This window comes from Thiomonas bhubaneswarensis, from assembly GCF_001418255.1.
In the GTDB taxonomy this organism is placed as follows: domain Bacteria; phylum Pseudomonadota; class Gammaproteobacteria; order Burkholderiales; family Burkholderiaceae_C; genus Thiomonas; species Thiomonas bhubaneswarensis.
Genome location: NZ_LIPV01000005.1, coordinates 46,527 through 66,242 on the forward strand (window position 1 = coordinate 46,527; position 19,716 = coordinate 66,242).

Below are 19,716 nucleotides of genomic sequence, written 5' to 3' on the forward strand. Positions count from 1 at the left end.
AATGAGTCCTGTACATACAAAACCCAATAAAGTGTTAATCAACCGCAAAAGACTTCTGGCAATGATCCCGCTATCTGAGCGAACCATCTTCAACATGGAACAGCGGGGAGAGTTTCCCCGCCGCATCGCTCTAACCAGCAGAAACGTCGCGTGGGACTTGGCCGAGGTTGAAGAATGGATCGAGGCGCGTAAATCATCTGGGACGCATGCCACGCGCCCTGGCATTACTCACATGGCCGCGACCGCTTGACCGTCCACTCGTCGATCATGTCAGCCCAGTCTTGCAGCATGGCTGTGCGCTGCTCTCGGTACTCGGCCTTGTTGTAGACGGCCCTCACACCACGTTGCTCGTGGGCAAGGCATTTTTCGATCCAATCGGTGTTATATCCGGCTTCGTGCAGCAGCGTACTTGCCGTTCGCCGCAGGTCGTGAGGCCCAAACTTCGCAAGGGGTTTCCCCTCCTTCTGAGCAAGCCTGTACGTCAGCGTCAACACCTGGTTGAGCGTCGCGCTGCTCATTGGCATATCAGAGTCATAGCGCGACGGCAGCACATAGTCTGAACCACCGGCAAAGGTCTTCAAAGCAATGAAGATGTCCAGCGCCTGCCTGGACAGGAACACCAGATGCGGGTTGCGCCGCTTCATGCGCTCTTTTGGGATCGTCCACAGCGCCTCGCTGAAATTGATTTCGCTCCACGTCGCGTTCGTCAGCTCGCTTTTGCGCACCATCGTCAGTAACAGCAGCTTGGCCGCCGCCCGAATGGATGGCGCGGTACCGATGCGCTCCATGTACTGGTACATCAGGGCGATCTCATCGGGCGTCAGTGCACGATCTCTCGGCTCAAACTTGGCGATGGAGGTGGGGCGCACCAACTCTGCTGGGTTCTCGACCTTCTGGCCACGCTCGATCGCCCACCTGTAGACCTGGAGAACGACTTCACGCGAATGCACCGCGGTAGCTGGTGCACCGCGCTCCACGATGGCATCGGTCAGCGCCCGCAGGTCTTCGTGCGTGATTTCGACCAGCTTCTGGCTGCCAAACTTAGGTTTTAGCTCGCGCTCATAGACCGCCCGGCGCATGTCGCGGGTGGAGTCGGCCATCTGGTAGCCACGCAGCCACTTTTCCGCCCACGCACCGAAGGTTTCGGCGTCTTTGACGCGTGCCTTCTCTCGCGCCTTCTCCCTTGCAGGTGACTTCCCGGCCGCAATCATCTTCTTGGCCTCGCCCAGGCGTTCACGGGCTTCCGACAGAGTGATGCCGCCGACGCCATAGCGTCCGAACGTGATGGTCTCCTGCCGACCGTTGATCGAGTAGTTGTAGCGGAAGGATATGGATCCCGCAGGGGTGACGGCCACATAGAGGCCATCCCGGTCGTTCACCTTGTAGAGTTTGTCCTGCGGCTTGAGGCTTCGCAGTTTGGTATCAGTCAGCATGGTCTTGGCCCCGCGCGAGTTCCAATACCATGATTTAAACATCCCGAAAAACAGAAAAAACACCTTTAATATCAGATGTTTATGCTGTTTTCATACCATGTCGCTCGTTCAATGCGACATGGCATCAGGTACAACTCATGGCATCAGAAAGAAATAGTACCACCCACAATGCCATTAAAAAATGGTGCTTGGCGTTGCCTCTCGATGCCTGTCAATGCAACTATACCGAGAAAACAATTCAATGTTGACGATAACTTACGCACGATTTGATGCTTTGTGATGCCAGCCACTGCCCGACGTGGAATCATTCCCACTCGATGGTCGCTGGCGGTTTGGAGCTCACGTCGTAGGTCACTCGGTTGATGCCGCGCACCTCGTTGATGATGCGGCTGGACACCTTCTTGAGCAGCGCATAGGGCAGTTCGGCCCAGTCGGCGGTCATGAAGTCGCTGGTCTGCACCGCGCGCAGCGCCACCACATAGTCGTAGGTACGGCCGTCGCCCATCACGCCCACGCTCTTGACCGGCAGGAACACGGCGAAGGCCTGACTGGTGAGGTCGTACCAGCTCTTGCCGCTGTCGGCATCGAGGGTCGAGCGTAGTTCTTCAATGAAGATGGCATCAGCCCGGCGCAGCAGATCGGCGTATTCCTTCTTCACCTCGCCCAGGATGCGCACGCCCAAACCCGGCCCCGGGAAAGGGTGGCGGTAGACCATGTCGTGCGGCAGCCCCAGGGCCACGCCCAGTTCCCTCACTTCGTCCTTGAACAGCTCGCGCAGCGGCTCCAGCAGTTTGAGGCCGAGTTGTTCGGGAAGGCCGCCCACGTTGTGGTGGCTCTTGATGGTCACGGCCTTCTTGCTCTTGGCCCCGCCCGATTCGATGACGTCCGGGTAGATCGTGCCTTGGGCCAGAAAGGTCGCGCCCTTGTGGCCCTGTCCGCTGGCCTTGAGCTTCTCGGCCTCCGCCTTGAACACATCGACGAACAGGCCGCCGATGATCTTGCGCTTTTTCTCGGGATCGGTCACCCCGGCGAGCTTGCCGAGGAACAGCTCGCTCGCATCCACGCGAATGACCTTGGCGTGCAGCTTGCCCGCGAACATGTCCATCACCATGTCGCCCTCGTGCAGGCGCAGCAGGCCGTGGTCGACGAACACGCAGGTCAACTGGTCGCCGATGGCGCGATGGATCAGCGCGGCAGCCACGGACGAATCGACCCCGCCGGACAGGCCCAGGATGACTTCCTCGTCGCCCACCTGCTCGCGGATTTTCTGCACGGCTTCGGTGATGTAGTCGCCCATGACCCAGTCGCCCCGGCAGCCACAGATCTCGCGCACGAAACGCGTGAGCATGGCCTTGCCTTGCACCGTATGGGTGACTTCGGGATGAAACTGCACCGCGTAGTAACCGCGCGCCTCGTCGGCCATGCCCGCGATGGTGCAACTCGGCGTGGACGCCATGAGCTTGAAGCCGGGCGGCAGCTCGGTCACCTTGTCGCCGTGGCTCATCCACACCTTGAGCATGCCGTGACCTTCGCCGGTGCGGAAGTCTTCGATGCCATCGAACAGACGTGTGTGGCCTCGGACGCGCACTTCGGCATAGCCGAATTCGCGGTGATCGCTCCACTCGACCTTGCCGCCGAGTTGCGCGGCCATGGTCTGCATGCCGTAGCAGATGCCCAGCACGGGCACCCCCAGATCCCACACCGCCTGCGGCGCCCGCAGTTCGTGGTCTTCGTAAGTGCTGCCGTGACTGCCGGAAAGAATGATGCCCTTGGGCGCGAAGTCACGCACGAAAGCGTCGCTCACGTCGCAGGGGTGAATCTCGCAATACACCTGGGCTTCACGCACGCGACGCGCGATGAGCTGCGTCACCTGGGATCCGAAGTCGAGAATGAGGATTTTGTCGTGCATGAAAACAAGCGCCGACTTGACGTCGGCGGTGGGCAAAGGAGATCAGTCGACGTGATAGTTGGGCGCTTCCTGCGTGATCTGCACATCATGGACGTGACTTTCACGCATGCCGGCTGCGGTGATCTGCACGAACTCGGCCTGCCCCCGCATCGCCTCGATCGTGGCGCATCCGCAATAGCCCATGGACGAGCGCACACCGCCGACGAGCTGGTAGATGATGGCCACGAGCGGCCCTTTGTGCGGCACGCGCCCTTCGATGCCCTCGGGCACGAATTTCTCGTTCCCGGAGGCCGAAGTCGTCTCGGCACCATCCTGGAAATACCGATCGGCAGATCCAGCCTTCATCGCCCCGATGGAGCCCATGCCCCGATAGGCTTTGTAGGCGCGGCCCTGATACAGAATGGCCTCTCCCGGCGCCTCTTCGGTCCCCGCGAACATGCTGCCCATCATGACGGTGGAAGCGCCTGCGGCGATCGCCTTGGCGATATCACCCGAGTAGCGGATGCCACCGTCTGCAATCAGGGGCACACCGCTGCCTTCGAGCGCCTTGGAGACATTGGCAATGGCGGTGATCTGCGGCACGCCCACCCCAGCAATGATGCGGGTCGTGCAGATCGAGCCCGGACCGATGCCGACCTTCACCCCGTCGGCGCCAGCATCGACCAGGGCCAGCGCAGCAGCCCCGGTGGCAATATTGCCGCCCACGACTTCGATCTGCGGGAAATTTCGCTTCACCCAGCGCACACGGTCGAGCACCCCCTGGCTGTGGCCGTGCGCGGTATCGACCACGATCACGTCGACACCGGCATTGGCCAGCGCTTCCACGCGCTCTTCGGTGCCCTCGCCCACGCCCACCGCGGCGCCGACCCGGAGCTTGCCCTGCGGATCGCGTGCGGCGTTGGGCCGTTCGGTGGCCTTCTGAATGTCCTTGACCGTCATCAGGCCGCGCAATTCGAAGTCGGCGTTGACCACCAGAACCCGCTCCAGCCTGTGCTGATGCATCAGGGCCTTGGCCTGCTCCAGCGGCGCGCCCTCGGGCACGGTGACCAGGCGCTCGCGCGGCGTCATGATGTCGCGCACTGGCATATCGAGACGGGTCTCGAACCGCAGATCGCGGTTGGTCACGATGCCCACGACCTTGCCGTTCTCGATCACCGGGAACCCCGAAATTCCGTGCTGCCGCGACAGCTGCAACACATCTCTGACCTTGACGATGGGAGAGATGGTGATGGGATCGCGCAGCACGCCCGACTCGAAGCGCTTGACGCGGGCCACCTCCGTGGCCTGTGCCTTGGCGGAGAGGTTTTTGTGAATGATGCCGATGCCCCCCTCCTGCGCCATGGCGATCGCCAGTCGCGATTCGGTCACCGTGTCCATCGCAGCGGACACCAGAGGAATGTTGAGGGAAATATTGCGAGTCAGGCGAGTCGCAAGGCTGGTGTCTTTGGGTAACACCTGGGAATACGCGGGGACCAACAACACATCGTCGAAAGTCAGCGCTTTTCCTACAAGACGCATAGATGCCTCCGTGCAAAAGGAAATTATAGGGGCGAAGATCGCCTCAACACCTGTCATGCGCAGAGCCCACCCGATCGAGCCCTGACTGTCCATGAGGCGGCGCTTGGCGCCAGTACTAAAAGCGCTAAGCTATGACCCATTCCGGGGGGAATCATCATGCACACATTTCTGCAATCCGCACTGTCCCGCGCGCCGCTCGCGGCTCTGGCCGTCGCCCTGCCCTGCCTGCTGCTCGGCCAGGCCGCCCAGGCCGCGCAGTGGAAATGGCGTGATGCCCAGGGAGTGATGCATTACAGCGATGTCCCGCCGCCCGACAACGTCCCGGCTCGCGACATCCTGCAGCGTCCGGCGCAGCCCTCACCCGCGCTGGTGCAAGCCCAGCCTCCAGGAACTGCAGCCAGCAAGCCTCATCCGGCCGCAAGCGAGCTGGAGCAAAAAATCGCCGAGAAGAAAAAGGCCGAGCAGGAGGCTCAGGCGCAGGCCAAGCTGCAGCAGCAACAGGCCGTCGCGTTGCAGAACCAGCAAAACTGCCTGCAGGCTCAACAGCAACTTCAGGTCCTCGACAGCGGCCAGCGCATGGTGCAGATCGACGCGCAGGGGCAGCGCGTCATCATGGACGATGCGCAGCGCAATGCGGAACGCGCCCGCATCGCCAATCTCATCTCGCAGTATTGCCGCTGAATCGGCGGCAGTCGATCTCGGCGGTCAGATTTTCCAGCGCTCGGCCAGACGGGCCGGACGCAGCACATCGTACTCTTCAAAGGGCTGGTGGATCCACGGGCTCGTGGGCAGCATGTCGACGTAGTACTCGGGCAGATAAGTCGAAATGCCCTTGACCCAGATGACCGCACTGCGCAGATCGGTGATCTTGCCGCTGCCCTGGCGCAGGTGAGTTTCAACCGCCTTGAGGGTTTCACCCGAATCGGCCAGATCGTCCACCAGCAGCACGCGCCCTTCGAGTTCGCCGCGCGGCAGGGTGATGTAGCGGGCGATGTCCAGCCGACCCTGCACCGTGCCGGCACCTTCGCGGTAGGAACTGGTGGACATGATCGCCAACGGTTTGTCGAAAATCCGCGACAGAATGTCTCCAGGCCGGACGCCTCCACGCGCCAGGCAAAGAATCTGATCGAACTCCCAGCCCGAAGCATGCACCTTGAGTGCGAGTTTTTCGATCAGGGCGTGGTATTCGTCCCAGGAAACATAGAGATGCTTGCCGTCCTCGCTGAGCATGGCCGAACCTTTGTGAACGTATGGGAAATGAAGTATGCCCGAGGCGCGTTGAAAACTCAGGCCTGAAACGGATGGCGCAGCACGATGGTGTGCTCGCGATCCGGCCCGGTGGACACCATGTCGATCGGCGCACCGATGAGCTCGCCGACCCGTTGCAGATAGTTGCGCGCCTGGGCGGGCAGTTGATCCCAGGTCGTCAGACCCTTGGTGCTCTGCGTCCATCCCGGGAAATCTTCGTAGATCGGCTCGCAGCGCTCGATCTCGTCGGCATCCAGCGGCAGGACATCACGTCGCTCGCCGTCGAGGGTGTAGCCCACGCAGGCGCGGATGGTCGGCAGACCGTCGAGCACATCGAGCTTGGTGATGCACAGCCCGGAAACCCCGTTGATGATCACGGCGCGTTTGAGCGCGGCAACATCGAGCCAGCCGCAGCGCCGGGCCCGCCCGGTCACCGTGCCGAACTCCTGACCCACGCTGGAGAGATGATGTCCCACGCTGCCCGCCTCGGTCGTGGGCAGTTCCGTTGGGAAGGGGCCGCTGCCCACCCGGGTGGTGTAGGCCTTGGTGATGCCCAGCACGTAATGCAGCATGCCCGGCCCTATGCCCGAGCCCGCCGCTGCGGTGCCAGCGACGCAATTGCTCGAGGTCACGAAAGGATAGGTGCCATGATCGATGTCGAGCAGCGAGCCTTGCGCGCCCTCGAACAACAGCCGGTCGCCGCGCTGATGGGCCTGGTGGATGCTGTAACCCACGTCGGCAAGCAGGGGGCGAACCTGCTCGGCGGATTTGAGCAACTGATCCATCACCATGGCCGCATCGACCGTGTCGGTGTGCAGGTAGTGCTTGAGGACGAAGTTGTGCAGATCGAGCACCTCGGCGAGCTTGGTCTGAAGGCGCTGCGGATGCTTGAGGTCCTGCAGGCGGATGGCGCGTCGCGCGACCTTGTCTTCATACGCTGGCCCGATGCCCTTGCCGGTCGTGCCGATCTTGCCACTGCCGTCGCTTTCACGGCGGATTTCGCGCGCCTTGTCGAGCGCCACATGGGTGGGCAGCACGACGGGGCAGGACTCGCTGATGTGCAGACGTGAGCGCACCTCCACACCGGCCGCTTCGAGCCTTGAGATTTCACCCAGCAGATGCTCGGGATCGACCACCACGCCATTGCCTACATAACAGGCGACACCCTCGCGCATCACACCGGAGGGAATGAGCTGCAGCGCGGTCTTCTGCCCGTTGATCACCAGGGTATGACCCGCATTGTGACCGCCCTGAAAACGCACCACGCCCTGGGCATGGTCGGTCAGCCAGTCGACGACCTTGCCCTTGCCCTCGTCACCCCATTGGGTGCCCACTACGACCACATGACGACCAGTATTCACGCGTGTGTTCTTTCAGAAATCAGTCCGTACTTAAACCTGTGAAGATCCGCTGCGGTCTTCCACCTGCCACCTACCTGCCCGCAGAACCAGTTGCCGCGGGAACGTCCGCACATCGTGGGCTTGACCCGATGGCAATTGCACCACGGTTTCACCACGCTGCCGCAAATCGGCAACGGCGTCGGCCAGACCCGGCGCCGTCGTCCACTCGGCCACGATGGGCGAACCGGGCTGAGGCGCCGTGGCAAAACCCGCCACCTCGCGCAGATCCATCGAAAAACCCGTCGCCGCGCGAGGTCTGCCAAAGCTGGCGCCGACCTCGTCATAGCGCCCGCCTCGCGCGACGGCGTTCGCGTAGCCTCGGGCATAGACGCTGAAAATCACGCCGCTGTGATAGCGGTAGCCGCGCATGTCCGCGAGGTCGATCTGCACCTGCGAACCTTGTTGCCGGTGATGGGCGGCCAGCGCCGAAAGATCATCCAGGGCCTGGAGGATGAGGGCGTGCTGAGGCAATGTGCGCCGAGCTTCATGGAGCACGTCGGCATCGCCGTAGAGTTCGGGCAGCGCGAGGATGGCGGCGCGCTGCGCGGCGGTACAGTCGCGCGTCAGAAGGCGCAACTCGCCTGCATCCTTGTTGGCCAGCGCATCCAGAATGGCCACCATGTCCTCCGGGCCGAGGAGCATACCGGAGAGCACGCCCCGCACGATGCGATTGTCGGCCAGATCGAGCGCGGCCTGCTGCACACCGGCCAATCGCAGGCAATCCAGCGCCAGGCATTGCACTTCGAGATCGGCCTCGAGACCGGCATGGCCGTACAGCTCCGCGCCGAACTGCTGGATCTCCCGGCTGGCGTGCACGCCTTCCGGGTGGGTGCGAACCGCGCTGCCGCAGTAACACACCCGGGTCACGCCTTCCTGGTTCAGCAAATGCGAATCGATGCGTGCTGCCTGAGGCGTCATGTCGGCACGCAGCCCCAGCGTGCGTCCCGAGAGTTGATCGACCAGCTTGAAGGTCTGCAAGTCGAGATCCTGCCCGGTGCCCGACAGCAGTGAGTCGACGAACTCAAGAAGCGGCGGCATGACCAGCGCGTAGCCGTAGCCCTTGGCTGTGTCGAGGCAGGCTCGGCGCAGGTGTTCGATGACGGCCGCCTCGCGCGGCAGCACATCGGAAAAATACTCAGGAAGACGCCAATTGCTCATGAAACATGCTGGAAAGTTGGGGCACGATCACGCGTGCCAACCCATCAGCTTACTTGAGGACGGCCACCAGGAGAAGGCCGACGACGACCGAGAGCAGTCCGATGAAGCGCAGTTGACCATCGGTCAGCAGCATGATCTGCTGAAACAACTGACGCCATTGCCTTGGAAACAGCAAAGGCATCAGCCCCTCGATGATCAAAACCAGAGCGAGAGCGAGAAACAAAGTGCCTTGCACGCTGTCTCCTGCGCGAGACAGCCTCGGGCGAGGGCTGTCTCACGCAAGCCGATCATTTCGCAGGTTTTGCCGAACTGCCACCCGGCCCGCGGAAGAACTGGAAGAACTGGCTGCTCGGATCGAGCACCACCACATCGGACTTGTTGTTGAAGCTGGCGCGATAAGCCTCCAGACTGCGATAGAACTCGGCGAACTGCGGGTTCTGTCCGAACGACTTGGCGTAGATCGACGACGCTTCGGCATCGCCCTGGCCCTTGATGGTCTGGGCCTTGCTGTAGGCTTGGGAGATCACGATCTCGCGCTGCTTGTCCGCTTCGGCGCGTATGGTCTCGGCCTCGGCATAGCCCGTCGAGCGCAGTTCGTTGGCGACGCGCTGCCGCTCCGCTTCCATGCGCCGGTAGACCGACTGGGTAATGGAAGCGACGAAATCCACCCGGGTCAGGCGCATGTCGACGATCTGGATCCCCGTGCCCTGAATGTCCTTGGCGATGTTCGATTGCACATCTTTCATGACCTGATCACGTTGCGAGGCCAGCACCTGCCGCACCGTGCGCTTGGTGATCTGCTCGTTCAGCGCCGCCTTGACGATCTGCGACAGCCTGTCGCCGGCACGACGCTGGTCGCCGCCATAGCTGCGGATGAATTCGGTGGGATTGGTGATGCGCCACTTCAGATACCAGTCCACCACCACATTTTTTTTCTCGGCGGTGATGAAGCGGTCGATATCGGGACTCTGCAGAGTCAGGATGCGCTTGTCGAGAAACACCACGTTCTCGAACGGCGCCGGAATCTTGAAGTACAGACCCGGCGTGCTGATGACCCGTTTGATCTGACCCAAACCGAACACCGCTGCGAACTGCCGCTGATCGACGACGAAAAGACTGGAAGACAGCACCAGAATGGCCACGACCACGGCCACGAGAGCAAGAATGACTTTGTTCATCGTTCAGCCCTCACTGGAAGTTGCGCTCGCGCAGGGTGTCACGCGAGGTTCTTGAGCTGGAGGATGACGACACGCCGGACGCGGAAGCCGAGCTGTCCGGTGCCGCGGGCGCGGCCCCCGTCGATGCGGCGGGCAGCGCGGGCACGGCAGTGGGCGCGGCGGGCGCAACGGTGGCCGACGGGGTCTTGGCGGCCGACTGCTGCAGCAGCTTGTCTAGCGGCAGATAGAGCAGGTTATTGTTGTTGCGCGAATCCACCATGACCTTGGAAACGTTGGAAAGGATGTCTTGCATGGTTTGGAGATACATGCGCTCGCGGGTGACCTGCGGCGCCTTTTCGTACTGTTGCAGGATCAGATCAAAGCGCGAGGTATCACCCTGCGCCTGCGCCACCACCTGGGCCTTGTAGGCTTCGGCATCCTGGATCAGGCGCGAGGCCGTGCCTTGCGCACGCGGAATCACGTTGTTGGCATACGCCTGCGCTTCATTTTTCAGACGCTCGCGATCCTGGCCGGCCTTGATGGCGTCGTCGAAAGCCGCCTGAACCTGCTCGGGTGGCTGCACGTTCTGCAGCGTGACCGTGGTGATGACGATGCCGGTCTTGTAGCGGTCGAGGATTTTCTGCGTCAGCGCCTGCACGTCGCTGGCGACCTGTTCGCGTCCTTCGTAAAGCACATAGTCGAGGGTCTTGTTGCCCACGACTTCGCGCACAGCGGTTTCCGCGGCCTGGGAGACGGCGTCATCCGGGCTGCGGTTGTTGTAGAGGTAGTCCACCACATTGTCGATGCGGTACTGAACGGCGAACCGGACATCGACGATGTTTTCGTCCTCGGTCAGCATGGCCGACTCGGGCAGACCCGTCGCCCTGACCTCACCTCCGCGCCCGACCTCGACCGAGCGCACCTGAGACACGTTGACGATCTCGTCAGCCTCGAAGGGATAGGGAAGCCGCCAGTGAAAACCGGCATCCGTGATGTAGGCCAGCTTGCCGAAGCGCGTAACCGCCGCCTGCTGACCTTCCTGCACGATGAAAAAGCCAGATCCAAGCCAGCCCAGAACGCCGATTAGGATGAGAACGATGAAACCCACGCCCATGCCCTTGGCCGAAGGGTACAGATCGGGGCGCTGCGGTGGCATGCCACCTCCGTTTCCGCCGCCGCGCTTCTTGCCGAACAAACCGTTGAGCTTGCGGTTGAAATCGCGCCAGAGTTCGTCGAGATCGGGCGGGCCGCCTTGGTTGCCCGGGCGACGGTTGGGGTCGGGATTGTTGTTGCTTTGCTGGCCACCGGCGCCTTCATCCTTGCCCCAACGCGGATCGTTGAGATTGAACAGGCGCGAAGGGCGCCAGCCGAGAGACCGTACACGCTGCCACGAGAGACGAAGAAGACGAGCACGCGGAGCCTGTGTGGAAGGCGAGGCACGCAAGAAACGTGAGGGAGTCATGCGGAAATGTGAGTAGGGTCCGACAAGGCTGAAGCAGAAGACTGAAAGCGCGGATCGGCCAAGACCGCTTCCAGCAACGCACTTTTGAGGGAGGCCACACCGGCGCCGGTCAAGGCGCTGACGGCAAACCGAGGCATGCTAGCACGCACCTCGATGCCCTCGACTTCATTGTGTCCATTTGTAACCGATAGGTTCATGGGCAGCAGGTCAGACTTGTTGTAGATCAAGAATTGCGGAATGTCATCCGCACCGATCTCACGCAGCACAGCGCGCACTTCGTCCATTTGTTCGCCCAGATGCGGTGAACTCGCGTCCACCACGTGCAGAAGCAGATCGGCCTGCAAGGTATCTTCGAGCGTGGCCTTGAACGCCTCGATCAGCGTGTGCGGCAGATCGCGGATGAAACCCACCGTGTCCGACAGGGTGACATTCACCTGCGGGGCCAGATAGAGTTTGCGCGTCGTGGTGTCGAGCGTGGCGAAAAGCTGGTCGGCCGCATAGATTTTCGACTTGGTCAGCGCGTTGAACAGGGTGCTCTTGCCTGCGTTGGTGTAGCCGACCAGGGCCACGCGAAAAGCCCCGGTGCGCCCGCGCGCACGGCGCTGGGTCATGCGCTGGCGACCGAGTTTGCCCAAACGGGTGCGGAGCATCTTGATCTTGTCGTCGAGCATGCGGCGATCGAGTTCGATCTGCTTTTCACCTGGGCCACCTCGCACCCCGATGCCGCCGGTCTGCCGTTCGAGGTGAGTCCAGCCTCGCACGAGTCGGGTGGCCAGATGTTCGAGCCGGGCGAGCTCGACCTGCATCTTGCCCTCGGCACTCTGCGCGCGGCGGGCGAAGATTTCGAGAATCAGGCCGGTGCGGTCGATCACGGGCTTGCCCAGCGCCTTCTCGAGATTGCGCTGCTGGATCGGACTGAGCGCGTTGTCGAAAATGATGGTGTCCGCAGACGTGGCACTGACCAGCTCGTTCAGTTCATCCACCTTGCCAGAGCCGATATAGGTCGCGGCGTCCGGGCGGGCCCGCACGCACGACAACTCGCCCGCCAGGGCATAGCCTGCGGATGAGCTGAGCAGCTCGAGCTCAGCCAGGGCGTCATCGGACGAAGGGCGGCGCTGTTGCACGCTGACCAGGGCAGCGCGTTCAGGTCCTTTGGGCCCCTCAGGCTGCGGGTGCTTCTTGCTCACCGATTTGGAACGAGACCGGACGGGCGGGAACGACGGTGGAAATGGCGTGCTTGTAGACCATCTGGGTCACGGTATTGCGCAACAGCACGACGTATTGATCGAACGATTCGATATGTCCTTGCAACTTGATGCCATTGACCAGGTAAATCGACACCTGAACGTGCTCCTTGCGCAGCAGGTTCAGGAAGGGGTCTTGTAGCAACTGCCCTTTGTTACTCATCTTATTCTCCATTGTCGTGAGGAAAGCTTAAATGGCATTCATGGTCTGGAATGCAAGAGGCTGCAAAATAACATAGTGGCGAGAGCCGCCGCAGCGGAGCCGGGTTTCAGGCGTCTTTGGCGTAAGGATTCGCGCTGCTGCGGTATTCCACCCGCAAAGGCGTGCCCGTAAGGTCGAATTTTTCACGCAACTGCCCCTCCAGATAGCGGGTGTAGGTTGCGGGCACGCGATCAAGCGCGCTGCCGTGAATGACGATGATGGGCGGATTGGTGCCACCCTGGTGGGCGTAGCGCAGCTTGGGGCGCACCGGGCCCGAGCGCGGCGGCTGCTGCTGCGCCACGGCCTCGATGATGGCGCGGGTGAGCTTGGGCGTGGGCAGCTTGCGGTAGGCGGCGGCGTGGGCGGCGATGACCGATTTCATCAGCCCGTTCAGCCCCGCGCCGGTACGCGCGGAAATACTGTGAAACTTCGCAAAGCCGACGAAGGGAAGGCGCTGGCGGATCGCCACCATCAGCCGCTCGCGACCATAGGCATCCACCGCATCCCACTTGTTGGCCGCCAGCACCAGCGCTCTGCCCGCCTCGACGGCAAAGCTGGCGATATGCGCGTCCTGGTCGGAAACGCCCTCGGTGGCGTCGAGCAGAAGCACGACGACATTGGCCTGCTCGATCGCCTGCAGTGTCTTGATGACCGAGAACTTCTCCACCGCCTCGAAAACCTTGCCCTTGCGGCGCAGACCTGCGGTATCGATGAGGGTGAACTTGCGACCATCGCGCTCGAACGGCACCTCGATCGCATCGCGCGTCGTGCCCGGCATGTCGAACGCAATCACCCGCTCCTCGCCGACCAGAGCATTGACCAGCGTGGATTTACCCACATTCGGCCGCCCGGCAATGGCCAGTCGCAGGCTGTGAACGCGAGGCGCAGCACCTGCCGCTGCCGCGTCAGTCGCCGCGTCGGGCAGGCTCTTCGCTTCCTGACTCTCCGGCAAGTCCGCCGACGGGTCGGTCGGCAAAGCCTTCAATATGCGTTCCAGCAGATCGGGCACCGAGTCGCCATGGGCGGCGCTGATGGAGAAGGGCTCGCCCAGGCCCAGTTCGTGGAATTCGGCCAGCGCCGGGTGGCCGTGGCGCCCTTCGGCCTTGTTCACCGCCAGGAGAATGGGCTTGCCGGTCTTGCGCAGTTCGGCGGCGATGTGCAGGTCTTGCGGGCTCAACCCGGTGCGAAGGTCCACCAGAAACACCACCAAGTCGGACTCGGCGATGGCCTGCCGGGTCTGCCGTGCCATTTGATGCACGATGCCCGTATCGACCACGGGCTCGAAGCCGCCGGTATCGACCACGATGACCGGCCGCTGCGCCATGCGCAACATGCCGTAATGGCGGTCGCGGGTGAGGCCGGGCATGTCGGCGACGATGGCATCGCGCGACCGGGTCAGCCGGTTGAACAGGGTGGACTTGCCGACGTTCGGTCGGCCCACCAGGGAAACGATGGGGGTCATGCCAGCCGATCAGAGCTTGTGAATTTTTCGGCCGTGGCCGAAAGGCGCGTCAAAACGCCCCCGGTCGAGGCGCAAAGCACAGCCATAGCCCGAGCTATGGCGAGTATTTGCAACGAAGAACGGGGGCGTTTTGGCGTGCAAGGCGGACATGGCTGAAAGGTTCACAAGCTCTCAGTCAGGCACGAAGGCGTAGATGCCGCCCTTGGCCGTGACGACCACCATGGTCTTGCCCACCACCACGGGCGTGGCCTGAATGGCGCTGCCGTCGGTGGCGACGCGGCCGACGATGCTGCCGTCCTTGGCCGAGAGAAAGCTGATGTAGCCCTGGTAATCGCCCACCGCCACCGTGCGTCCGACCAGCAGGGGTGCGCTGAGGTCACGGTATTTCAGCTGCGAGTTGGTCCAGCTGGGCACACCGTCGGTGGCCGAGTAGGCCTGCACGTCGCCATTGGCCTGCGTGCCGACGACCTCCTGATCGTTCATGCTCAAGGCCGTATAGCCGTTGGCATCTCGGAACCAGAGCATGCGGCCGGTGTCGGCGTCCACGCAGCCCACGGCGGATTGGTAGGCGCGCGCGCAGACCGTGGAGCCCAGAATCGCCGGCTGGCCGGTGATGCCCACCACGCGCTCGACTTCGGTGACGCCGCGGGGGCGCGCCAGCGTGACCTGCCAGCGCGGCAGGCCGTCGCTGAGGGCATAGGCGTCGACACGACCGAGCGCGGTGCCGATCATCACCACACCGTCGCGCGACACGATGCCTCCGGCCTGCTGCACCAGCAGCGAGGCCGCGCGGCTGTCGGCTTGCCACAGTCGCTTGCCACTGGCGGCATCAAAGGCGAAAACGCGCTGATCCGCCGCCTGCACGATGATGCGGCCACCGATCACATACGGCGGGGTGAGCACCGTGGCGGGCAACTGATAGCGCCACAGCAGTTGTCCCTTCGGACCGATCGAGACGAGGCCGTTGTTCTTGTCCACCACGGCGGTGAACGTGCCGTCGCTGCCTGTGCCTGCGCTGATGCCCGCAGCCACCTTGGCCGACCACACGATTTGCCCGGTGGCACTGTTCAGGCGCTCGACATGGCCATCCGCCGAGGCGACGACGACCCCATCGGGCAGCACTGCCGTCTGGAACCAGGCGGGAACCTCGCCGATGCGCTGCGTCCAGACCTGCTTGACGGTGAGGATGTTGGCCACCGGCGTCAGCGGCGTCGGCTCGGGCGGCTTGGAGCCCGAGGCGCAACCGGCCAGCAGAGCCACCAGCATGAGCGGCAGGGCTACGCGGCCTCGGCTCAAGAGGAGTCGACGCTTCCTGCTTGCGGTGTGTTGTTGCATCGCGCTCATGCTGCGCTCCCTCCAACCGATTGGAGCCGCCGTTGAATGGCATCTCGCTCCGGGGCGTCTGCGGGAAGTGCCTTGAGCGCGGCCTCATAGGCGGAACGGGCCGCGTCGCGCTGGCCCTGCAGCATCGCCAGGTCGCCGCGGCGCATGTCAAACAATGCGGCGAAGGACGCCTCGGGCACGTCGGCCAGGGTCTTGCTCGCTTCGGCGTACTGCTTGGCGTCGATCTGCAGGGCCGACAGATTCAGGCGGGCCACGGCGCGCTCGCTCGGACCCGATGCATGTTCGGCGGCCCACTTGAGCGCGTCGATCGCCTGGGCGTTCTTGCCCGAATCGTGCAGCGATTTGGCCACGGCCAGCGCCGCCATGCCTGCGTAAGCGCTACCCGGCGCCTTGCTCTGCATCACGGCCCAAGCCTGCTCGATCTTGTCGGGGCTGTTGCTCTGAATCGCAGCCTGCACCTGCTCGAACACCACCGCAGCCTTGGCGCCTTCGCTGCGCTGCCACCACTGCCAGCCATAATACCCGGCAAAGCCCAGTGCAACCGCCAGCACCGCAGCCGAGATCAGGGTGCCCCAACGCTCCCAGAAATGGCGCATCTGGGCAATCTGTTCTTGTTCTTCGAAGTTGTAGCTCATGGGAGGATCGGTGAGGGAAAGCGGCTATGTTAGTTGGACCGCTCAGAGCAGAGCGGAGACCAGACCCTCGATCGGCACCAGCGGAACCAGGCGCTGCTGCTGCTGCCCGTCCTGCACCCCGCGCAGATCCTTGATGCCGACCTGCCCCGACAGCATTTCTTGCTCGCCGAACACAAGGGCCCAGCGGGCGCCGCTGGCGTCGGCCTTTTTCATCTGCGATTTCATGCTGCCGCCGCCCATGTGCAACTGCACCCGCACCCCGGCCGCACGCAGCGCTTCGCACAGCGGCATGGCGCGGGACATCAGTTCGGGCTGGGTGAGCACGGCATAGGCATGCGGAGCGCTGACAGGGGGCTGCTGACCCGCCTCGCCCAGCAGTTCGAGCACCCGCTCCATGCCCAGCCCCCAGCCACAGGCCGGCGTGGGCTTGCCGCCGATCTGTTCGATCAGGCCGTCGTAGCGGCCACCGGCGCAGACCGTGGCCTGCGCGCCCAGACGATCGGTCACCCATTCGAACACGGTGAGGTTGTAGTAATCGAGGCCGCGCACCAGCCGCAGGTTGAGGGTGAACGACTGACCTGCGGCGCGCAGCAAGGCCTGCACACCCTCGAAATGGGCCAGAGACGCTTCGCCGAGATAGTCGATGAGTTTGGGCGCGCCCTCGACCAGCGCCTGCATCGCCGGGTTCTTGGTGTCGAGCACGCGCAATGGATTGCTGTGCATGCGCCGCTTCGCATCCTCGTCGAGTTGATCGACATGGGCTTCGAGATACTCGATCAGCGCCACGCGATGACGCGCCCGCTCGTCGGCCTGGCCAAGGCAGTTGATTTCGAGGCTGACCAACTCGCTCAGACCAAGACGCTTCCAGAGCTGGCGCGCCATCAGGATGAGCTCGGCATCGACGTCCGGCCCGGCAAAGCCCAGCGCCTCAGCACCGACTTGATGGAACTGGCGATAACGTCCGCGCTGCGGCCGCTCATGGCGGAACATCGGCCCGGTGTACCAGAGCCGCTTGCCGCCGTCGTACAGCAGGGAATGCTCGATGCACGCGCGCACCACGGCGGCAGTGCCTTCGGGCCGCAGGGTGAGCGGCTCGCCGTTGAGGGCGTCGATGAAGCTGTACATCTCCTTCTCGACGATGTCGGTCACTTCGCCGATGCCGCGCACGAACAGCGGTGTGTATTCCAGGATGGGGGTACGCAGGTTCTGATAGCCGTAGCTGCCCATGAGCGCGCGCACCTGCTCCTCGAACCATTCCCAGGCCGCCGATTTGGGCGGCACGATGTCATTCATGCCTTTGACGGCACTGAGTTTGTCTGCCATGAAATTCAAGCCGCCTGTTCAGGCTGGCGATGAGACGCGCCGTAGCGCTGTTGAACGTACTGTTCGACGATGGTCTGGAATTCGGCAGCGATGTTGTCGCCACGCAGGGTCATGCGCTTTTCGCCGTCGATGAACACCGGCGCCGCGGGTGCTTCGCCGGTACCCGGCAGGCTGATGCCGATGTCGGCATGTTTGCTCTCGCCCGGGCCGTTGACGATACAGCCCATCACCGCCACCCGCATCTGCTCCACACCGGGGTAGCGGCTGCGCCAGACGGGCATCTGCGCTCGCAGAAAACCGTCGATGCTCTGGGTCAGTTCCTGAAAGAAGGTACTCGTGGTGCGGCCGCAGCCGGGGCAGGCGGTCACGCTGGGGGTGAAGGCGCGCAGGCCCATGGCCTGCAGGATTTCCAGCGCGACCACCACCTCCTGGGTTCGCGGCGCGTTGGGCTCGGGGGTGAGGGAGACGCGAATGGTGTCGCCGATGCCCTCCTGCAACAGCACCGCCAGCGCCGCCGTCGAGGCCACGGCACCGCGCGTGCCCATGCCCGCCTCGGTCAAGCCAAGATGCAGCGGATAGTCGCAGCGCGCGGCCAGGGCGCGGTACACGGTGATGAGATCCTGCACATTGGAGACCTTGCAGGACAACAGAATCTGCTCGGGCCTCATGCCCAGTTCCCGAGCGCGCTCGGCCGATTCCAGCGCCGACAGCACCAGCGCCTGCGCCATGATCTGTCGCGCCTCGTAGGGCTGGGCGCGCTTGGCGTTGGCGTCCATCAGGTCGGCGAGCAGTTCCTGATCGAGACTGCCCCAGTTCACCCCGATGCGCACGGGTTTGTCGTGCAGCATGGCGATGTCGATCATCTGCCCGAACTGCCGGTCTCTTTTCTCGCCCTTGCCGACATTGCCCGGGTTGATGCGGTATTTGGACAGCGCCCGGGCGCAGTCGGGAAACTCGCTCAGCAGACGATGGCCGTTGTAATGAAAATCGCCGATGAGCGGCACCGAGATGCCCATGCGGTCGAGATGCTCGCGTATGGCCGGCACGGCGGCAGCGGCTTCTGGCGTGTTGACCGTGATGCGTACCAGTTCCGACCCCGCGGCGGCGAGCTCCTTGACCTGAATCGCCGTGGCGATGGCGTCGGCCGTATCGGTATTGGTCATGGACTGCACGCGCACCGGCGCGTCGCCCCCGACGGTCACGACATGATCGCCCCAGGCCACGCGCGCCTGACGCGTGCGGTGGCGCGAAGGCAGGGCTTCGGGAATCGGAGGGTCGAGCAGTTCCATGCGCAAACCTTCAGTTCAGCGTGAACCGGGCGACGTTGGCCCGCGTGTCCGGAGCGAGATCGACCGGCTTGCCCGCATAGGTCACGGTGGTCTGCGGGGCGTTGCCCACCACGACGGACAACGGCGCACTTCCCGCAGGTACCTGCACGCTCTGCGAGGCACCCGCCTGCAGCAATTGTGAAAAGATCACCTTGCCGTCACGGGCGGTAACCTGTACCCAGCTCGGAGCAGTCGCAGCGAATTGCAACAATGCCCCCGCTGCAGCTCCCGCGGCAGACGCTGAAGATGCCGGTCGCGCCGGGGCCGACGCCGCAACCGCCGACGTCGAGATCGATGGCGAAGCCTGCAGTCCCAGCGAGGATGTTTCGGCATGAACGGGCTGCGAACTCGCCGACATCGAGGGCTGCGCCCCCGTCGGCACCACATGTTCCACCACGCCCGACTTTTGGGTCTCGGGCTGCGCCGAGCCCGGCATGGCGGATTCGGTCAGGCCGCGCAAGGCAGGCCAGAAATACACCAGCGCCGCGATCACCACGATCAAGATGGCCAGCCAGAGCAAACCACGCGAACGGTGCCCCCCCGAGGCAGCCCGAGGCAAGGGCCGCTCGGGAACGCGCGCGGAGAGATCGGCAGCGCCGCTCTCAATCACTGGCGCCGGACTGTGTAGCACCGGCGCGCCGGGCAGAGAATCGAGCAGAGGCTGTGCGTCGACTCTCAGCACCTTGCAGCAACTGCGCAGCAGCGCCCGGCCAAAGGTGTCATCGGGTAATGCGGACCAGTCGCCGGCCTCCAGCGCTTCAATCTTGGCAGGAGCCACCTTGAGCTGCGCCGCCAGCTCTTCGAGGTTGCGTCCGGCTGCCAGACGGGCATCGCGCAAGGCTGCGCCCGCCTTGACGCGGCTGGCGATGAGTTCCGCAGAGGGTTCTGTCATG

The 19,716-nt window shown here is 63.4% G+C and carries 19 protein-coding genes; 2 read left to right on the forward strand and 17 right to left on the reverse strand.

All coding sequences use genetic code 11. From position 1 onward, the window contains the following. The first annotated feature begins 1 nt into the window (after position 1). Entirely contained in the window at positions 2-250 is a 249-nt protein-coding gene (locus tag ASC45_RS15505) for a helix-turn-helix transcriptional regulator (RefSeq protein WP_072243012.1), read from the forward strand. Here the strand turns inward: ASC45_RS15505 and ASC45_RS07730 are convergent. The 3 genes from ASC45_RS07730 to guaB form a co-directional block, all read right to left on the reverse strand. Next, positions 225-1,433 carry a tyrosine-type recombinase/integrase gene (locus ASC45_RS07730; RefSeq protein WP_055450657.1) on the reverse strand — a complete coding sequence of 403 codons (1,209 nt, stop codon included), beginning with the start codon at positions 1,431-1,433 and terminating at the stop codon, positions 225-227. The two genes, ASC45_RS15505 and ASC45_RS07730, sit on opposite strands and share 26 nt — an antisense overlap. 304 nt (positions 1,434-1,737) lie before the next feature. Further along, on the reverse strand, positions 1,738-3,342 hold the full coding sequence (gene guaA / locus ASC45_RS07735) for a glutamine-hydrolyzing GMP synthase (RefSeq protein ID WP_055450658.1): 1,605 nt from the start codon (positions 3,340-3,342) through the stop codon (positions 1,738-1,740). Positions 3,343-3,384: 42 nt separating this feature from the next. Continuing rightward, positions 3,385-4,860 (reverse strand): IMP dehydrogenase, encoded by a 1,476-nt coding sequence (guaB, locus tag ASC45_RS07740; protein WP_055450469.1) that lies wholly within the window; start codon positions 4,858-4,860, stop codon positions 3,385-3,387. 156 nt (positions 4,861-5,016) lie between these two features. On the opposite strand from guaB, the gene ASC45_RS07745 reads away from it, so the two are divergent. After that, positions 5,017-5,541, forward strand: a complete 525-nt coding sequence (locus ASC45_RS07745; protein WP_055450470.1) for a DUF4124 domain-containing protein — start codon at positions 5,017-5,019, stop codon at positions 5,539-5,541. A gap of 24 nt (positions 5,542-5,565) precedes the next feature. Here the strand turns inward: ASC45_RS07745 and ASC45_RS07750 are convergent, their stop codons facing one another. The 14 genes from ASC45_RS07750 to ASC45_RS07815 form a co-directional block, all read right to left on the reverse strand. After that, the gene (locus ASC45_RS07750; protein WP_055450471.1) at positions 5,566-6,090 is read right to left on the reverse strand and encodes a phosphoribosyltransferase; all 525 of its coding nucleotides are present in this window, start codon (positions 6,088-6,090) and stop codon (positions 5,566-5,568) included. Positions 6,091-6,146: 56 nt separating this feature from the next. Further along, positions 6,147-7,469 (reverse strand): adenylosuccinate synthase, encoded by a 1,323-nt coding sequence (locus ASC45_RS07755; RefSeq protein WP_055450472.1) that lies wholly within the window; start codon positions 7,467-7,469, stop codon positions 6,147-6,149. A 30-nt stretch (positions 7,470-7,499) separates the two neighbouring features. Beyond that, the gene (locus ASC45_RS07760; RefSeq protein WP_055450473.1) at positions 7,500-8,666 is read right to left on the reverse strand and encodes an ATP phosphoribosyltransferase regulatory subunit; all 1,167 of its coding nucleotides are present in this window, start codon (positions 8,664-8,666) and stop codon (positions 7,500-7,502) included. A gap of 49 nt (positions 8,667-8,715) precedes the next feature. After that, the gene (locus tag ASC45_RS07765) at positions 8,716-8,901 is read right to left on the reverse strand and encodes a DUF2065 domain-containing protein (protein ID WP_055450474.1); all 186 of its coding nucleotides are present in this window, start codon (positions 8,899-8,901) and stop codon (positions 8,716-8,718) included. Positions 8,902-8,953: 52 nt separating this feature from the next. Further along, the gene (gene hflC, locus ASC45_RS07770) at positions 8,954-9,844 is read right to left on the reverse strand and encodes a protease modulator HflC (protein WP_055450475.1); all 891 of its coding nucleotides are present in this window, start codon (positions 9,842-9,844) and stop codon (positions 8,954-8,956) included. 10 nt (positions 9,845-9,854) lie between these two features. Continuing rightward, a complete protein-coding gene (hflK, locus tag ASC45_RS07775) occupies positions 9,855-11,174 on the reverse strand; it encodes an FtsH protease activity modulator HflK (RefSeq protein ID WP_055450659.1) in 1,320 nt (439 codons plus the stop codon). A 107-nt stretch (positions 11,175-11,281) separates the two neighbouring features. Continuing rightward, a complete protein-coding gene (hflX, locus tag ASC45_RS07780; protein WP_055450476.1) occupies positions 11,282-12,472 on the reverse strand; it encodes a GTPase HflX in 1,191 nt (396 codons plus the stop codon). Next, a complete protein-coding gene (gene hfq, locus ASC45_RS07785; RefSeq protein WP_013123378.1) occupies positions 12,447-12,692 on the reverse strand; it encodes an RNA chaperone Hfq in 246 nt (81 codons plus the stop codon). Before hfq ends, hflX begins: the two co-directional genes overlap by 26 nt. A 106-nt stretch (positions 12,693-12,798) precedes the next feature. Next, the gene (gene der / locus ASC45_RS07790) at positions 12,799-14,193 is read right to left on the reverse strand and encodes a ribosome biogenesis GTPase Der (protein ID WP_055450477.1); all 1,395 of its coding nucleotides are present in this window, start codon (positions 14,191-14,193) and stop codon (positions 12,799-12,801) included. A gap of 171 nt (positions 14,194-14,364) precedes the next feature. Beyond that, on the reverse strand, positions 14,365-15,537 hold the full coding sequence (gene bamB / locus ASC45_RS07795) for an outer membrane protein assembly factor BamB (protein WP_055450478.1): 1,173 nt from the start codon (positions 15,535-15,537) through the stop codon (positions 14,365-14,367). Further along, on the reverse strand, positions 15,534-16,172 hold the full coding sequence (locus tag ASC45_RS07800; RefSeq protein ID WP_055450479.1) for a YfgM family protein: 639 nt from the start codon (positions 16,170-16,172) through the stop codon (positions 15,534-15,536). Before ASC45_RS07800 ends, bamB begins: the two co-directional genes overlap by 4 nt. Before the next feature lie 42 nt (positions 16,173-16,214). Further along, positions 16,215-17,495 carry a histidine--tRNA ligase gene (gene hisS, locus ASC45_RS07805; protein WP_055450660.1) on the reverse strand — a complete coding sequence of 427 codons (1,281 nt, stop codon included), beginning with the start codon at positions 17,493-17,495 and terminating at the stop codon, positions 16,215-16,217. A gap of 5 nt (positions 17,496-17,500) precedes the next feature. Further along, the gene (gene ispG / locus ASC45_RS07810) at positions 17,501-18,784 is read right to left on the reverse strand and encodes a flavodoxin-dependent (E)-4-hydroxy-3-methylbut-2-enyl-diphosphate synthase (protein ID WP_055450480.1); all 1,284 of its coding nucleotides are present in this window, start codon (positions 18,782-18,784) and stop codon (positions 17,501-17,503) included. Between the two features lie 10 nt (positions 18,785-18,794). Further along, positions 18,795-19,715, reverse strand: coding sequence for a RodZ domain-containing protein (locus ASC45_RS07815; protein WP_055450481.1), 921 nt, complete (start codon positions 19,713-19,715; stop codon positions 18,795-18,797). Position 19,716: the final 1 nt, after the last annotated feature.

Coding starts and splice junctions, on each gene's coding strand:
- der (WP_055450477.1), bottom strand. CDS start 14,193: ATGACCCCCATCGTTTCCCTGGTGGGCCGACCGAACGTCGGCAAGTCC.
- ASC45_RS15505 (WP_072243012.1), top strand. CDS start 2: ATGAGTCCTGTACATACAAAACCCAATAAAGTGTTAATCAACCGCAAA.
- guaA (WP_055450658.1), bottom strand. CDS start 3,342: ATGCACGACAAAATCCTCATTCTCGACTTCGGATCCCAGGTGACGCAG.
- hisS (WP_055450660.1), bottom strand. CDS start 17,495: ATGGCAGACAAACTCAGTGCCGTCAAAGGCATGAATGACATCGTGCCG.
- ASC45_RS07750 (WP_055450471.1), bottom strand. CDS start 6,090: ATGCTCAGCGAGGACGGCAAGCATCTCTATGTTTCCTGGGACGAATAC.
- hfq (WP_013123378.1), bottom strand. CDS start 12,692: ATGAGTAACAAAGGGCAGTTGCTACAAGACCCCTTCCTGAACCTGCTG.
- ASC45_RS07815 (WP_055450481.1), bottom strand. CDS start 19,715: ATGACAGAACCCTCTGCGGAACTCATCGCCAGCCGCGTCAAGGCGGGC.
- ASC45_RS07760 (WP_055450473.1), bottom strand. CDS start 8,666: ATGAGCAATTGGCGTCTTCCTGAGTATTTTTCCGATGTGCTGCCGCGC.
- hflC (WP_055450475.1), bottom strand. CDS start 9,844: ATGAACAAAGTCATTCTTGCTCTCGTGGCCGTGGTCGTGGCCATTCTG.
- ASC45_RS07745 (WP_055450470.1), top strand. CDS start 5,017: ATGCACACATTTCTGCAATCCGCACTGTCCCGCGCGCCGCTCGCGGCT.
- ispG (WP_055450480.1), bottom strand. CDS start 18,784: ATGGAACTGCTCGACCCTCCGATTCCCGAAGCCCTGCCTTCGCGCCAC.
- bamB (WP_055450478.1), bottom strand. CDS start 15,537: ATGAGCGCGATGCAACAACACACCGCAAGCAGGAAGCGTCGACTCCTC.
- guaB (WP_055450469.1), bottom strand. CDS start 4,860: ATGCGTCTTGTAGGAAAAGCGCTGACTTTCGACGATGTGTTGTTGGTC.
- ASC45_RS07800 (WP_055450479.1), bottom strand. CDS start 16,172: ATGAGCTACAACTTCGAAGAACAAGAACAGATTGCCCAGATGCGCCAT.
- ASC45_RS07730 (WP_055450657.1), bottom strand. CDS start 1,433: ATGCTGACTGATACCAAACTGCGAAGCCTCAAGCCGCAGGACAAACTC.